Raw genomic sequence first — 12757 nt, forward strand, 5'->3', positions numbered from 1 at the left:
TAAAAATTAACAATCAGACTCATTGGTTATCATGATTTACAAAATCCATCCAAAATGAAAAAGGCTGTCTTGAAAGGAGAAACTTTCAAGACAGCCTATTTTCAAAAACGAATTATCGATATCTAAATCAAGGGAATCTTGGGAATTGACCAAAGTTTGGTTTACGTTTTTCTTTAAACGCATCTCGTCCTTCTTTTGCTTCATCCGTTGTATAGTAAAGAAGCGTCGCGTCTCCAGCGAATTGTTGAAGTCCAGCAAGTCCATCTGTATCTGCATTCATTGCGGCTTTTAAGAAACGAATGGCAGTTGGTGATTTTTCAAGGATTTCTTCACACCATTTTACCGTTTCATCTTCCAATTGTTCTAAAGGTACAACCGTGTTTACTAATCCCATTTCTAACGCTTCTTGTGCATTATACTGACGGCATAAGTACCAGATTTCACGAGCTTTTTTATGTCCAACGATGCGTGCTAAATAGCCAGAACCGTATCCAGCGTCAAAGGAACCAACTTTCGGACCAGTTTGTCCAAATATAGCGTTGTCTGCAGCAATCGTTAAGTCACACACTACGTGTAATACGTGTCCGCCACCGATGGCATATCCAGCAACCATCGCAATAACTGGTTTTGGAATTACGCGAATTAGTCGTTGTAAATCTAGTACGTTTAATCGTGGGATATTGTCATCGCCAACATACCCACCATGACCGCGCACCTTTTGGTCACCACCAGAACAGAATGCTTTATCACCTTCACCTGTTAAAATGATAACACCGATATTTGCATCATCACGAGCACGGGAGAAAGCATCAATTAATTCTTCAACCGTTTTTGGTCGAAATGCGTTGCGTACTTCCGGACGATTGATTGTAATTTTTGCAATCCCATTATAAAATTCATACTTTATATCTTCATAAGTATGTAAAGTTTTCCACTCACGAGTCATATGAGTAACCTCCCCGAATTTTATAAGACTTCCTTAATTATTGTAGCAAATTGTTCCGGATTTTCCACGTGAATTGAATGGCCTACATTAGGAACGTTAATATGTTTCGCATTTTGTAGCTGTTCGAGCATTTGTTCAGCAATTTGGACGAATTTTTGATCTAATTCTCCAGTTATGAGTATAACGGGAAAGGACAGACGAATTAATTTTCGCCATAATGAAGGTTGGGCACCTGTCCCCATTCCACGCAAACTATTAGCAAGCCCCGCTTCTGATTGGCTTAACCGTTCTTCTCGAATCGCTTGTTGTATTTGTTCAGGTAATGTCTTTTGGGATGCAAAAAGGGGGATGTTTTCCCACTTATCTACAAACCATTGAATTCCCTTCTCTTCAATTTCATCAGCCAATAATTCATCCGCCTGTCTTCTAGCCAGTTGTTCTTCTTCGGTATGTAAACCTGGCGATGAACTTTCTAATATTAATTGTTTAATCCGCTTAGGAAAGCGAACTGCGTATGATAATGCTACTCGCCCTCCCATTGAATAACCTAATAAGTTAAAATAATGTAATCCCAATTGATTAAATATTTCTTCCAAGTCCTTCACTTGTTCAATCATAGAATATCGTGAAGAATCTTTTGGCGCTTCCGTTTTACCATGTCCAATTAGATCAATTGCGACAATTTTTATTGTATTTGGCAAGTATTCAATTACTTTATTCCACGTGTTAGTTGTTCCAGTAAAACCGTGTAACAAAACAAGAACTTCTTCTGCACCCTCATTCCATATTTCCACATTGACCTGTATTCCACGAATATTTAAAGTAGCCATTCTTTCAACTCCGAATTTATATGTTGCCATAACTTTCGATGTGCCTGAACATTTTCATTTCGGTTTGTTCGAATTTCTATTAATCTTAATGGTTTGTCCCCTTTTTCAAAAATCTTTTCTTTTTCATCAAAATGGTTGATTAGCAAATAGTCCATTCCATACATGTTTGCTACATCTTGAAATTTCAGTGCAGTCGGAGTTCCAAATAAGTCCTCATAGTATTCTTTTACGGTTGCTTGAGACAAGTAGGAAAAAATCCCCCCACCATCATTATTTAATACAAAAATAGTCATATTACACGGTTGATAGCGGGTTAATAGAAACGCGTTAATATCATGTAAGGCTGCCAAATCTCCAATCAATAAATACGTTTTTCGATTTTCTCTCCCTTTCGAAAATCCAAAAGCCGTTGAAATGACTCCATCAATACCGTTTGCCCCTCGATTAGCAAAGATTTGAATATCCTTTGAAGTAGGCAACAAAAAAGTATCAATATCTCGTATTGGCATGCTACTGCTCACAAATAAATCACTTTTTTCTGGCAATTGTTCTAACAAATAGCGAACGAATGCCCCTTCATCTTTTTCATGTTGAGTATATGCAAGTATATGTTTTTTAGCTATATCATCAGCTGTTTTCCAAAGAGTAAAATATGATTCATTAATCGTTGACTGGATAATCATTTCCTCTAACCATGATTCGATGGTTGCATGGATAAAATGTGTTGAAACGGAAGTTGAATCTCGAAACATCGGATCCTCATCGATTACTATATAGTTTTTTGGCTTTGATTCCATTAAAAAAATCGTTAAAAATTTTGAAACTGGTTGTGCACCAAAACGGATGACTGTATCGCAAACTGCCAATTTTTTAAACTCATCGCTTTTTAAGAGCGCATCATATGTAGCAATGACATACTGTTTACAATCTTCTGGGATATTCGCTCTCATATTTGATAAACTTTCAACTAAAACAGGCCATTGTACTTTTCGAATAAATGACCATAAATATTCTAACTTTGTACCAAGTGCAAGTTCACCGATTACGATTATTCCTCTTCGTGTTACTTTGATAATCGATGATAGCGCCTTCATCGCTTCATAGTGTGGGGTAATCGTGCCATTGAAACTTGCCAAAAATGATCTTTTTGGTAATTCATTTTGAAAATCAATCAACAATGGCTCACGAAACGGAATATTAATATGTACCGGACCTAATGGATGAGTCTTAGCAATATTGACAGCTCGTACAATATGACGTTCAACAAATGGCAGAGTTACACTGTTATCATCAGGTATTGGAAATTCAGCAAACCATTTGACATGATTTCCATATAAATCAATTTGATTGATTGCTTGTGGAGCCCCTACTTCACGCAATTCATGGGGACGATCAGCTGTAATGACAACGAGCGGAACTCGTGCATATTTTGCTTCCACTATAGCAGGATAGTAGTTTGCAGCTGCAGTACCTGATGTACACAGTAATACTACTGGTTTCCCTTTTGACTTTGCCAATCCTAACGCAAAAAACGCCGCAGATCGTTCATCCACTTGTCGATACAGATTCAATTCTTTTGTTGATGCAAATGCATAGGCTAACGGAGTTGACCGTGATCCAGGGCTAATGACTACATCTTCCACACCATTTTGGACAAGAGACGCTACAATTTGATACACATAATCCGTCAAAATTTTACGTTCACTCATTAAATTGTCCTCCTAGAGCCCGCAACATCGGACGAAACTTTACTAACGTTTCTTCATATTCCGTCATTGGATTTGAATCTGCGACAATTCCACCGCCAGCATATAAGTATGCTTTCTTATCAATTAATGCTGCAGATCGTATAGCAACGGCAAATTCTCCATTTCCATCAGCATCAATCCAACCGATTGGTCCTGCATATAATCCCCTGTTCATTTTTTCGAACTCACGAATAATCTCCATCGCTTTATTTCTAGGAACTCCACCTAACGCGGGAGTAGGATGCAAATGTTCTACTAATTGCAATATTGTTGCATGATTGAATAATTTTCCTTCAACAGGCGTATATAAATGTTGTATATCACGAATTTTTAATAATTTAGGACGCTTTGGCACTTTATACTCTTCACAATGTTTGCTAAAAATATTTTCAATCATATCGACAACATATTGATGTTCTTTTAAGTTTTTGGAATCACTTAATAGTTGTTCCCCTAGTAATTTATCTTCTTCTGCTGTCTTTCCCCGTTTGATAGAACCAGCAACACAAGCAGAATAAGCATACTGATTTTTCACCTTTACTAAACGCTCAGGGGTAGCACCAAAAAATAGTAAGTTTTTCCGCTCAAGACCAAATAAATAACTTTCCGGCTGTTCATTCATTATTTGATAAATGATTTGAGGCGAAGATAACGCATCTTTAAAATCCAATTCTAAAGAACGGGCGATTACTACTTTATCTGCTTCGTTTTTTTGAATTAAATGGGTAACATTTTCAACTGCATGGAAATAGTAATCTTTATTTCGCTCATGAATCGAGTGAATTTTCGGCTTTTCATATGTTTTCAATTCTTTCACTTGAGCTGCATGAATTAATCGGTCCCGTTCTTCCCTTAATTTTTCAAAATGTATCGAAGAATCTTGTTGTTCTGTAATCAAATGAATGCTGACATAAGTTTTCTCATGTTGTTTTATTAATTGAAAAGTAGCTACAGTAAAATAACTTTGAGGAAAATCATTCCACTCACCATTTTCTTTATTTTCCGGATCAAAGGTAAAACCTCCGAATAAAATAGGTTGAGGTTCCTGCTCTTCCATTACAATATTTTTCGTTAATTCTTTCCATTGATGCTCAATATCATAAAAACGTTGACCATTTTTATTATTTTCCAATACGATTGCTTGTCCAAGTCCAACAATCGTTAATGTTTTTTCACGATTTTGCCAAAAAAACCTTTCCCCTCTATATTGCTGTTCTCCTGCTGCATAAAAAGCTAAAGGGGACAATTGATTCACTTCAATCGTTTCAATATAAAAGGACAATTTATTTGATGCCACTTCAACTTCAGTGGTTTTAGACCACTTTTGATGCATGAAAAAAACCTCCGTAAAAAAGCAATGTAATTTGCCATAAAAATAGCAGAATCTTATTTCTGCTTTCCTAAAATAATTATTCTGATTGCCTTTCCGAACAATGCAATATCTATTTTATCATATCATTTTTTTAGGTTTAATAATAATACTTTCAACTATTCTTTCTGTGAAATTATTTATAAAGTTTTTATCCTAAAATCTCCAATTTTAGGAGTATATAGTTTTTATTTCCCTATCTCTATATTAAGTCGTTGCATTTAATTTTCTTATATAATTCATAAATCCCTCTTCTGAAAATAATTTCACCTCATCATCTGTAAACTCTTGACGCAACCTTTCAATGATATTTGGAAATTCAGAAGCATTTGATAAATTGCTTACTGACAATGGGTCCATCCCATCAAAATCAGAACCAAAACCGATATGTTCCACTCCTACTAAATTAGCTAAATATTTTATGTGCTCAACCAATTTTTCGATTGTCGTCGTTTTCTTCTCCTTTTCTATAAATGGGGGATAAAAAACAACATGGATACGTCCACCTTTTTCTACAAGCATTTTCACTTGTTCATCCGTTAAATTTCTTGGATGATCACAGAGAGTGCGTGAATTACAATGGCTAGCAATCACTTTTTTTGCAAGCGGTAATAATTCATAAAATCCTCTTTCATTTAAATGCGCAACATCTATGATAATATCTCGTTCATTTAACAATTCAATTACCTTTTTTCCAAAAGGTTTTATACCCTTTGTAGAATCTTCTGACGTGCCATAGCCAACTTTATTTTCATAATTCCAAGTTAATCCGACTATCTTAACGCCTGCATCCAAAATGATCTTTAATTTTTCAAGATCATCATCTATGGCATCACAGCCTTCCAAACTTAATACGGCTCCTATTTGCCCTTCTTCGAGCTCATCAATTTGCTTCCAATCTTTAATATGAACCATTTCCGGCTCTTTCAATACATATTTATGGAAGGCTTCAATCTGACGTAATGCTTCTTGAAATTTCTGCTCTCTAGGAATATCTGGATGGATAAATATTGCAAATACTTGAATTTTTACATTCCCTGCCTTTAATCTTTCAAAGTTAGAATTTATTCTAGAATCATTGCGAAAATTGGCATCTTCAAATCGTGCTAATTTTTCTAATACATCGCAATGTAGGTCCACTACTTTCATCTATTCTCCACTCCCCATACTCTTTTGTTTTTATAGTATTTATCACTAGTGTCGCATAAATAAGTTTTGAAATTTCAGATTTTATTTTTCTGGAAAATTAGCGAAAAACGAAACACCTAAATAAAGGTAGTAAACATCCATTTTTTACCTATAGCTTAAGACGAGTGCAACAACGACAAATCAACCTTTAAGGAACGCTCTTCCTTTCGATTTTCCGTAACCAAATGTGTGCAGATTTCCATAAAGCTGCTTTCAAATATCGACTTATTTGTAACGTACTTCGGTCACTATTCGTGTTCAACTGAGCTAACACATTTAAACAGTATACAATCATCGCTACGTATACTTGGTTGTGTACGGCTTGTTCACTGTGGCCGTAAAACTTCTTGCTATTCAAGTGTTGTTTCATCCATTTGAAAAAGAGTTCAATAGCCCAACGTGACTTATAGATTTCGGCGATTTCATCTGCATCCATATCAAAACGATTCGTCCGTAAATGAAGTTTATTTCCTTTTGTATCCAACAATTTGATGAGACGGAACGCGTTTTCAGAACGTTTTTGCGTGTTTCCAATCACCACCATTTCATCGGAGAATACAGGCGAATCTTCAGGTAACGAAAATCGTTCTAACACACGGACGACAGCGTTTTTTCGTAAACGTGAAACAAAGAAATACCCATCATCCGTCATACGGTCAAATCGCTCATAATCTAAGTATCCCCGATCGAACACGTAGAGGCATTCTTGATCATCAATGAATACCTCTAATTGACCACGATCATGTTCGATTGCGTTTGTCAGTACGGCCTTGTCGGGATAAGAAAGTCCTTTTTCCATGAATACAAGACGCAAGTGAAGCTTCACGCCCGATTTTGTTTTTCGGAACTCTGCCCATTTGTGGTTCGTCAAATTCAGTGGCAACGTACTCGAATCAATGATTTTTAGTGGCGTTGTCAGCTTTCTTCGCTTTTGAAAATGTGTTTTCTCATGAATTTGAGCCACTAAATCAAGAAAAATCGATTGAAAGAAAACCGTTGGAATGGCGTTGATTCGTCTTCCTAATTGGGAAAAGCTAATCGATGGAAGACCTGTTGCACGTTGTAATTCTTCAGAAAAAACAGCGTCACTTAAAGCTCGCAAACTCTCGGTTTCATGTAATTGAGCGTACAACAGTCATTTCAGAAATGAAGCCATATAAAGCTTCTTTGTATAGTAATCCAATTGATAGGCTTTCACCATATCGTCAAATAAGTTGAAATGAATTGGTGAAAACCATTGTTCAAATGATGTTTTTCGTGTAAACTTATCCATGCTTTTGTCCTTTGTATTGGATTTGGATAGGTTTACTACCACCAAACCATTATAAAGGATTTTTTTTTAGAAAAATATAGTTACAGAAAATTCAGATTTATTATATCTATTGGTATTTTTTATGCGACACTAGTGAGTATTTATGGCTCTATAATATTTGTGTTGGTGGATACAACCAGCACCATTTTTTTACACAAAAAATGATAAGCCCGAAATATGTGAGATAAATAAAAAAATGCGCACCCTTCTGGTACACACGACGAATAGCCCTTCAATCCCAAGTTTTTTCGGCTCTATAATATTTGTTGTTGGTGAGTAAAAACCAGCACCAATTTTTTTGAACAAAAAAATGAGACAGTGACAAAACTCTGGTAAAATGTAATCGCCAAAACACATTTTCCAAAGGAGTTGTGTCACATGTCTCACCATCATTCTATACGAAACCTACTCAATATAAAAGACAAAAATATCACATTTGATGAAAATTTTTGTTCTACCGAAACGATCAAAAAAGTAAAAGCGAAAGTCTTTCATGGGACGTTAACGTATCAACCAAAAGCTTGTTATGCTTGTGGACATGTCTTTGATGATCAAATCATTAAACACGGTTTTAAAACGTCTCTCATTAAAATGCCTAGCATTTCAGGTTTTCATACCTACTTAAAATTGCGTAAACAGCGTTATTTCTGTAAACATTGTCATTCCACGTTTACTTTAAAAACGAGCGTCGTGGCTAAAAACTGTTGTATTTCCAACAATACCAAAGTATCAATTGCTTTAAACGCCAAAGATAAAATATCCGAAAAAGATATTGCAATGAAACATAATGTTTCTCATGCCACTGTCAGTAGAGTCATTGACAGCTTTTATAGCTACTATCAGCCGAATTATCACTATCTTCCAAAGCATTTGTGTTTTGACGAGTTTAAATCAGTGAAATCCGCAGCTGGAGCGATGTCCTTTATTTTCTGCGACTCTGAAACGGGGGAGATTGTGGATATCGTGGAGGACCGGAGATTACATGTCCTTAAAGAGTATTTCTTACGGTATTCCAAGAAGGCGAGAGATGCGGTAAAAACGATTGTCATCGATATGTACAGCCCTTATATTTCCTTAATCCAAGAAGTTTTCCCTAAAGCGGAAATCGTACTCGACAAATTCCATATCCTCCAACTATTTAGCAGAGCTTTAAACAAAACGCGCATCAACGTCATGAATCGGGATAAAAAGAATTACAATAAATTGAAAAAATACTGGAAGCTCCTTCTGAAAGATCAAACAAAACTCGATTATAAAAACTACAAATATCATCACTGCTTTAAAAAGCTCATGTGTGAGGTGGATATTCTACACTACATCATTAATCTGGATTCTGAATTAAAGGCGTCCTATGAGTTATACCAATACGTTCGACATTGCATCAAAACCAAAGACTTTGAGCTCTTGAAGAAAACCTTGGCGAATAAACGGAACAGCGTTTCCAGCTATATGAAAACCGCCATCAAGACAATCAACAAATACATAAATTACGTGGAGAATACGCTAAAGTACGATTATAATAACGGCATTTTAGAGGGGATTAATAACAAAATCAAAGTGATTAAACGCATTTCTTTCGGTTATCGATCCTTCTATCACTTTAGAAACCGAATATTCATTACCCAAAACTTAGCGAAAATAAAAACAGCTTAGGGGAACCTCGAATTTCCCCTAAGCCATCCGATTACATATTACCAAATAATGTCACTAAAATTTATTCACCAACACCATTTGACAAAAAGCCGGTTTTTTTATGACCCCTACGGGATTCGAACCCGTGTTACCGCCGTGAAAGGGCGGTGTCTTAACCACTTGACCAAGGGGCCACAGCTATGTATGGCGGAGAAGGAGGGATTTGAACCCTCGCGCCGGGTTACCCCGACCTACACCCTTAGCAGGGGCGCCTCTTCAGCCTCTTGAGTACTTCTCCTTATGGCTCCGAAGGTAGGATTCGAACCTACGACCAATCGGTTAACAGCCGATTGCTCTACCACTGAGCTACTTCGGAATATATGGTGGGCCTAAATGGACTTGAACCATCGACCTCACGCTTATCAGGCGTGCGCTCTAACCAGCTGAGCTATAGGCCCATTGGAGCGGGTGATGGGAATCGAACCCACGACATCAGCTTGGAAGGCTGAGGTTTTACCATTAAACTACACCCGCATCAAGTGGGTCGGGACGGAATCGAACCGCCGACACTTTGATCTTCAGTCAAATGCTCTACCAACTGAGCTACCGACCCGTATTTATGGCGGTCCCGACGGGACTCGAACCCGCGATCTCCTGCGTGACAGGCAGGCATGTTAACCGCTACACCACGGGACCACTTTGGTTGCGGGGGCAGGATTTGAACCTGCGACCTCCGGGTTATGAGCCCGACGAGCTACCAGACTGCTCTACCCCGCGATAATAATTATTTTATATTATGGTGGAGGAAGAGGGATTCGAACCCCCGCGCGGTTTGACCCGCCTGTCGGTTTTCAAGACCGATCCCTTCAGCCAGACTTGGGTATTCCTCCATTTGTTTCTTATCTATCTTTTCAACCTTTGGTGGACCTTGCAGGACTCGAACCTGCGACCGGACGGTTATGAGCCGTCTGCTCTAACCAACTGAGCTAAAGGTCCTTAAGATGGCGGTGGAGGGGATCGAACCCCCGACCTCACGGGTATGAACCGTACGCTCTAGCCAGCTGAGCTACACCGCCGTCAATTGTTATTCATTTATAATTTGGTGGAGCATAGCGGGATCGAACCGCTGACCTCCTGCGTGCAAGGCAGGCGCTCTCCCAGCTGAGCTAATGCCCCGTAGTTCCTGCTGGTCGGGAAGACAGGATTCGAACCTGCGACCCCTTGGTCCCAAACCAAGTGCTCTACCAAGCTGAGCTACTTCCCGGTTCACTTTTTTTGGCGCGCCAGGCAGGAGTCGAACCCACAACCTTCTGATCCGTAGTCAGACGCTCTATCCAATTGAGCTACTGGCGCTAACTTCTATTTTACATGGTGCCGAGGACCGGAGTCGAACCGGTACGGTAGTCACCTACCGCAGGATTTTAAGTCCTGTGCGTCTGCCAATTCCGCCACCCCGGCATTATTGGAGCGGAAGACGGGGTTCGAACCCGCGACCCCCACCTTGGCAAGGTGGTGTTCTACCACTGAACTACTTCCGCAATTTTTCTAAATGGTGCGGGTGAAGGGAGTCGAACCCCCACGCCGTAAGGCGCTAGATCCTAAGTCTAGTGCGTCTGCCAATTCCGCCACACCCGCAAATGTTTATTGATGAGCCATGAAGGACTCGAACCTTCGACCCTCTGATTAAAAGTCAGATGCTCTACCACTGAGCTAATGGCTCATGATGGTGCCGGCGAAAGGAATCGAACCCTCAACCTACTGATTACAAGTCAGTTGCTCTGCCAATTGAGCTACGCCGGCATATATCATGGTGGAGGATGACGGGATCGAACCGCCGACCCCCTGCTTGTAAGGCAGGTGCTCTCCCAGCTGAGCTAATCCTCCATATCAAGCCTAGCAACGTCCTACTCTCACAAGGGGAAGCCCCTTACTACCATCGGCGCTAAAGAGCTTAACTTCCGTGTTCGGTATGGGAACGGGTGTATCCTCTTTGCCATCGTCACTAGACTTATTAAGGACAAGAATTATTTTATCATATTCAATCTCTTTTTCAAGAGATTTTTTTATTTTTTTTATTATTTTTATGACCCCTACGGGATTCGAACCCGTGTTACCGCCGTGAAAGGGCGGTGTCTTAACCACTTGACCAAGGGGCCACGGCTATGTATGGCGGAGAAGGAGGGATTTGAACCCTCGCGCCGGGTTACCCCGACCTACACCCTTAGCAGGGGCGCCTCTTCAGCCTCTTGAGTACTTCTCCTTATGGCTCCGAAGGTAGGATTCGAACCTACGACCAATCGGTTAACAGCCGATTGCTCTACCACTGAGCTACTTCGGAATATATGGTGGGCCTAAATGGACTTGAACCATCGACCTCACGCTTATCAGGCGTGCGCTCTAACCAGCTGAGCTATAGGCCCATTGGAGCGGGTGATGGGAATCGAACCCACGACATCAGCTTGGAAGGCTGAGGTTTTACCATTAAACTACACCCGCATCAAGTGGGTCGGGACGGAATCGAACCGCCGACACTTTGATCTTCAGTCAAATGCTCTACCAACTGAGCTACCGACCCGTATTTATGGCGGTCCCGACGGGACTCGAACCCGCGATCTCCTGCGTGACAGGCAGGCATGTTAACCGCTACACCACGGGACCACTTTGGTTGCGGGGGCAGGATTTGAACCTGCGACCTCCGGGTTATGAGCCCGACGAGCTACCAGAATGCTCTACCCCGCGATAATAATTATTTTATGTTATGGTGGAGGAAGAGGGATTCGAACCCCCGCGCGGTTTGACCCGCCTGTCGGTTTTCAAGACCGATCCCTTCAGCCAGACTTGGGTATTCCTCCATTTGTTTCTTATCTATCTTTTCAACCTTTGGTGGACCTTGCAGGACTCGAACCTGCGACCGGACGGTTATGAGCCGTCTGCTCTAACCAACTGAGCTAAAGGTCCTTAAGATGGCGGTGGAGGGGATCGAACCCCCGACCTCACGGGTATGAACCGTACGCTCTAGCCAGCTGAGCTACACCGCCGTCAATTGTTATTCATTTATAATTTGGTGGAGCATAGCGGGATCGAACCGCTGACCTCCTGCGTGCAAGGCAGGCGCTCTCCCAGCTGAGCTAATGCCCCGTAGTTCCTGCTGGTCGGGAAGACAGGATTCGAACCTGCGACCCCTTGGTCCCAAACCAAGTGCTCTACCAAGCTGAGCTACTTCCCGGTTCACTTTTTTTGGCGCGCCAGGCAGGAGTCGAACCCACAACCTTCTGATCCGTAGTCAGACGCTCTATCCAATTGAGCTACTGGCGCTAACTTCTATTTTACATGGTGCCGAGGACCGGAGTCGAACCGGTACGGTAGTCACCTACCGCAGGATTTTAAGTCCTGTGCGTCTGCCAATTCCGCCACCCCGGCATTATTGGAGCGGAAGACGGGGTTCGAACCCGCGACCCCCACCTTGGCAAGGTGGTGTTCTACCACTGAACTACTTCCGCAAAATTAAGTGGAATACTTAATCTTTAATTATTTTATCATTGTTAATATATTAAAGTGAACGGGATGAGCCATGAAGGACTCGAACCTTCGACCCTCTGATTAAAAGTCAGATGCTCTACCACTGAGCTAATGGCTCATGATGGTGCCGGCGAAAGGAATCGAACCCTCAACCTACTGATTACAAGTCAGTTGCTCTGCCAATTGAGCTACACCGGCATATATTTTTAGCGA

General features: G+C 40.6%; 6 protein-coding genes, 38 tRNA genes, 1 rRNA gene and 1 pseudogene. 1 reads left to right on the forward strand and 45 read right to left on the reverse strand.

From position 1 onward, the window contains the following. Positions 1-127 precede the first annotated feature (127 nt). The 6 genes and pseudogenes from menB to UtA1_RS13675 all read right to left on the reverse strand — a co-directional run bounded on the left by menB (position 128) and on the right by UtA1_RS13675 (position 7354). On the reverse strand, positions 128-946 hold the full coding sequence (gene menB / locus UtA1_RS13650; protein ID WP_016837033.1) for a 1,4-dihydroxy-2-naphthoyl-CoA synthase: 819 nt from the start codon (positions 944-946) through the stop codon (positions 128-130). Positions 947-966: 20 nt separating this feature from the next. Then, entirely contained in the window at positions 967-1776 is an 810-nt protein-coding gene (menH, locus tag UtA1_RS13655) for a 2-succinyl-6-hydroxy-2,4-cyclohexadiene-1-carboxylate synthase (RefSeq protein ID WP_096551642.1), read from the reverse strand. Further along, positions 1764-3485, reverse strand: a complete 1722-nt coding sequence (gene menD, locus UtA1_RS13660) for a 2-succinyl-5-enolpyruvyl-6-hydroxy-3-cyclohexene-1-carboxylic-acid synthase (protein WP_096551644.1) — start codon at positions 3483-3485, stop codon at positions 1764-1766. Before menD ends, menH begins: the two co-directional genes overlap by 13 nt. Further along, entirely contained in the window at positions 3478-4857 is a 1380-nt protein-coding gene (locus tag UtA1_RS13665) for an isochorismate synthase (protein ID WP_016837030.1), read from the reverse strand. Before UtA1_RS13665 ends, menD begins: the two co-directional genes overlap by 8 nt. A gap of 243 nt (positions 4858-5100) precedes the next feature. After that, complete coding sequence (locus UtA1_RS13670) at positions 5101-6042, reverse strand: dipeptidase (protein ID WP_096551646.1); 942 nt, start codon at positions 6040-6042, stop codon at positions 5101-5103. A gap of 187 nt (positions 6043-6229) precedes the next feature. After that, positions 6230-7354 (reverse strand): annotated as a pseudogene (locus UtA1_RS13675) (IS4 family transposase). A gap of 417 nt (positions 7355-7771) precedes the next feature. Here UtA1_RS13675 and UtA1_RS13680 point away from each other — a divergent pair. Next, entirely contained in the window at positions 7772-9046 is a 1275-nt protein-coding gene (locus UtA1_RS13680; protein WP_096551648.1) for an ISL3 family transposase, read from the forward strand. Between the two features lie 101 nt (positions 9047-9147). Here the strand turns inward: UtA1_RS13680 and UtA1_RS13685 are convergent. The 39 genes from UtA1_RS13685 to UtA1_RS13875 form a co-directional block, all read right to left on the reverse strand. Then, positions 9148-9219: transfer RNA gene (locus UtA1_RS13685), tRNA-Glu, on the reverse strand. Between the two features lie 11 nt (positions 9220-9230). Then, positions 9231-9323, reverse strand: a tRNA-Ser gene (locus UtA1_RS13690). Between the two features lie 3 nt (positions 9324-9326). Continuing rightward, positions 9327-9401 (reverse strand) — tRNA-Asn (locus UtA1_RS13695). A gap of 5 nt (positions 9402-9406) precedes the next feature. Continuing rightward, positions 9407-9483, reverse strand: a tRNA-Ile gene (locus UtA1_RS13700). Between the two features lie 2 nt (positions 9484-9485). Continuing rightward, positions 9486-9559 (reverse strand) — tRNA-Gly (locus tag UtA1_RS13705). Between the two features lie 6 nt (positions 9560-9565). Then, a tRNA-Phe gene (locus tag UtA1_RS13710) sits at positions 9566-9638 on the reverse strand. A gap of 7 nt (positions 9639-9645) precedes the next feature. Beyond that, a tRNA-Asp gene (locus UtA1_RS13715) sits at positions 9646-9721 on the reverse strand. A 4-nt stretch (positions 9722-9725) separates the two neighbouring features. Further along, a tRNA-Met gene (locus tag UtA1_RS13720) sits at positions 9726-9802 on the reverse strand. A 20-nt stretch (positions 9803-9822) separates the two neighbouring features. Beyond that, positions 9823-9915 (reverse strand) — tRNA-Ser (locus tag UtA1_RS13725). Between the two features lie 29 nt (positions 9916-9944). Then, positions 9945-10021: transfer RNA gene (locus UtA1_RS13730), tRNA-Ile, on the reverse strand. 6 nt (positions 10022-10027) lie between these two features. Beyond that, positions 10028-10101, reverse strand: a tRNA-Met gene (locus UtA1_RS13735). A gap of 24 nt (positions 10102-10125) precedes the next feature. Beyond that, positions 10126-10201 (reverse strand) — tRNA-Ala (locus UtA1_RS13740). A gap of 11 nt (positions 10202-10212) precedes the next feature. Beyond that, positions 10213-10289: transfer RNA gene (locus tag UtA1_RS13745), tRNA-Pro, on the reverse strand. A 12-nt stretch (positions 10290-10301) separates the two neighbouring features. Continuing rightward, positions 10302-10378: transfer RNA gene (locus UtA1_RS13750), tRNA-Arg, on the reverse strand. A gap of 16 nt (positions 10379-10394) precedes the next feature. Further along, a tRNA-Leu gene (locus UtA1_RS13755) sits at positions 10395-10483 on the reverse strand. 5 nt (positions 10484-10488) lie between these two features. Continuing rightward, positions 10489-10563 (reverse strand) — tRNA-Gly (locus tag UtA1_RS13760). Positions 10564-10575: 12 nt separating this feature from the next. Beyond that, a tRNA-Leu gene (locus UtA1_RS13765) sits at positions 10576-10660 on the reverse strand. A gap of 13 nt (positions 10661-10673) precedes the next feature. Next, positions 10674-10745 (reverse strand) — tRNA-Lys (locus UtA1_RS13770). Between the two features lie 4 nt (positions 10746-10749). Next, positions 10750-10825, reverse strand: a tRNA-Thr gene (locus UtA1_RS13775). 8 nt (positions 10826-10833) lie between these two features. Continuing rightward, positions 10834-10909, reverse strand: a tRNA-Val gene (locus UtA1_RS13780). A 7-nt stretch (positions 10910-10916) separates the two neighbouring features. Further along, positions 10917-11032: ribosomal RNA gene (gene rrf / locus UtA1_RS13785) — 5S ribosomal RNA — on the reverse strand. Between the two features lie 77 nt (positions 11033-11109). Next, positions 11110-11181: transfer RNA gene (locus UtA1_RS13790), tRNA-Glu, on the reverse strand. Positions 11182-11192: 11 nt separating this feature from the next. Next, a tRNA-Ser gene (locus tag UtA1_RS13795) sits at positions 11193-11285 on the reverse strand. 3 nt (positions 11286-11288) lie between these two features. Beyond that, positions 11289-11363 (reverse strand) — tRNA-Asn (locus tag UtA1_RS13800). Positions 11364-11368: 5 nt separating this feature from the next. Beyond that, a tRNA-Ile gene (locus UtA1_RS13805) sits at positions 11369-11445 on the reverse strand. A 2-nt stretch (positions 11446-11447) separates the two neighbouring features. Continuing rightward, positions 11448-11521: transfer RNA gene (locus UtA1_RS13810), tRNA-Gly, on the reverse strand. A 6-nt stretch (positions 11522-11527) separates the two neighbouring features. Beyond that, positions 11528-11600: transfer RNA gene (locus UtA1_RS13815), tRNA-Phe, on the reverse strand. A gap of 7 nt (positions 11601-11607) precedes the next feature. Continuing rightward, a tRNA-Asp gene (locus UtA1_RS13820) sits at positions 11608-11683 on the reverse strand. Positions 11684-11687: 4 nt separating this feature from the next. Next, positions 11688-11764 (reverse strand) — tRNA-Met (locus UtA1_RS13825). Between the two features lie 20 nt (positions 11765-11784). Continuing rightward, a tRNA-Ser gene (locus UtA1_RS13830) sits at positions 11785-11877 on the reverse strand. A gap of 29 nt (positions 11878-11906) precedes the next feature. Beyond that, positions 11907-11983, reverse strand: a tRNA-Ile gene (locus UtA1_RS13835). A gap of 6 nt (positions 11984-11989) precedes the next feature. Continuing rightward, a tRNA-Met gene (locus UtA1_RS13840) sits at positions 11990-12063 on the reverse strand. 24 nt (positions 12064-12087) lie between these two features. Beyond that, positions 12088-12163, reverse strand: a tRNA-Ala gene (locus UtA1_RS13845). Between the two features lie 11 nt (positions 12164-12174). Then, positions 12175-12251: transfer RNA gene (locus UtA1_RS13850), tRNA-Pro, on the reverse strand. 12 nt (positions 12252-12263) lie between these two features. Then, positions 12264-12340 (reverse strand) — tRNA-Arg (locus tag UtA1_RS13855). Positions 12341-12356: 16 nt separating this feature from the next. Then, a tRNA-Leu gene (locus UtA1_RS13860) sits at positions 12357-12445 on the reverse strand. Positions 12446-12450: 5 nt separating this feature from the next. After that, a tRNA-Gly gene (locus tag UtA1_RS13865) sits at positions 12451-12525 on the reverse strand. Positions 12526-12590: 65 nt separating this feature from the next. Further along, positions 12591-12662, reverse strand: a tRNA-Lys gene (locus UtA1_RS13870). A gap of 4 nt (positions 12663-12666) precedes the next feature. Then, positions 12667-12742: transfer RNA gene (locus UtA1_RS13875), tRNA-Thr, on the reverse strand. Between the last annotated feature and the right edge of the window lie 15 nt (positions 12743-12757).

The sequence above is a fragment of the Ureibacillus thermosphaericus genome (assembly GCF_002370195.2).
GTDB lineage: Bacteria > Bacillota > Bacilli > Bacillales_A > Planococcaceae > Ureibacillus > Ureibacillus thermosphaericus.

Coding starts and splice junctions, on each gene's coding strand:
- menB (WP_016837033.1), bottom strand. CDS start 946: ATGACTCGTGAGTGGAAAACTTTACATACTTATGAAGATATAAAGTAT.
- menH (WP_096551642.1), bottom strand. CDS start 1,776: ATGGCTACTTTAAATATTCGTGGAATACAGGTCAATGTGGAAATATGG.
- menD (WP_096551644.1), bottom strand. CDS start 3,485: ATGAGTGAACGTAAAATTTTGACGGATTATGTGTATCAAATTGTAGCG.
- UtA1_RS13665 (WP_016837030.1), bottom strand. CDS start 4,857: ATGCATCAAAAGTGGTCTAAAACCACTGAAGTTGAAGTGGCATCAAAT.
- UtA1_RS13670 (WP_096551646.1), bottom strand. CDS start 6,042: ATGAAAGTAGTGGACCTACATTGCGATGTATTAGAAAAATTAGCACGA.
- UtA1_RS13680 (WP_096551648.1), top strand. CDS start 7,772: ATGTCTCACCATCATTCTATACGAAACCTACTCAATATAAAAGACAAA.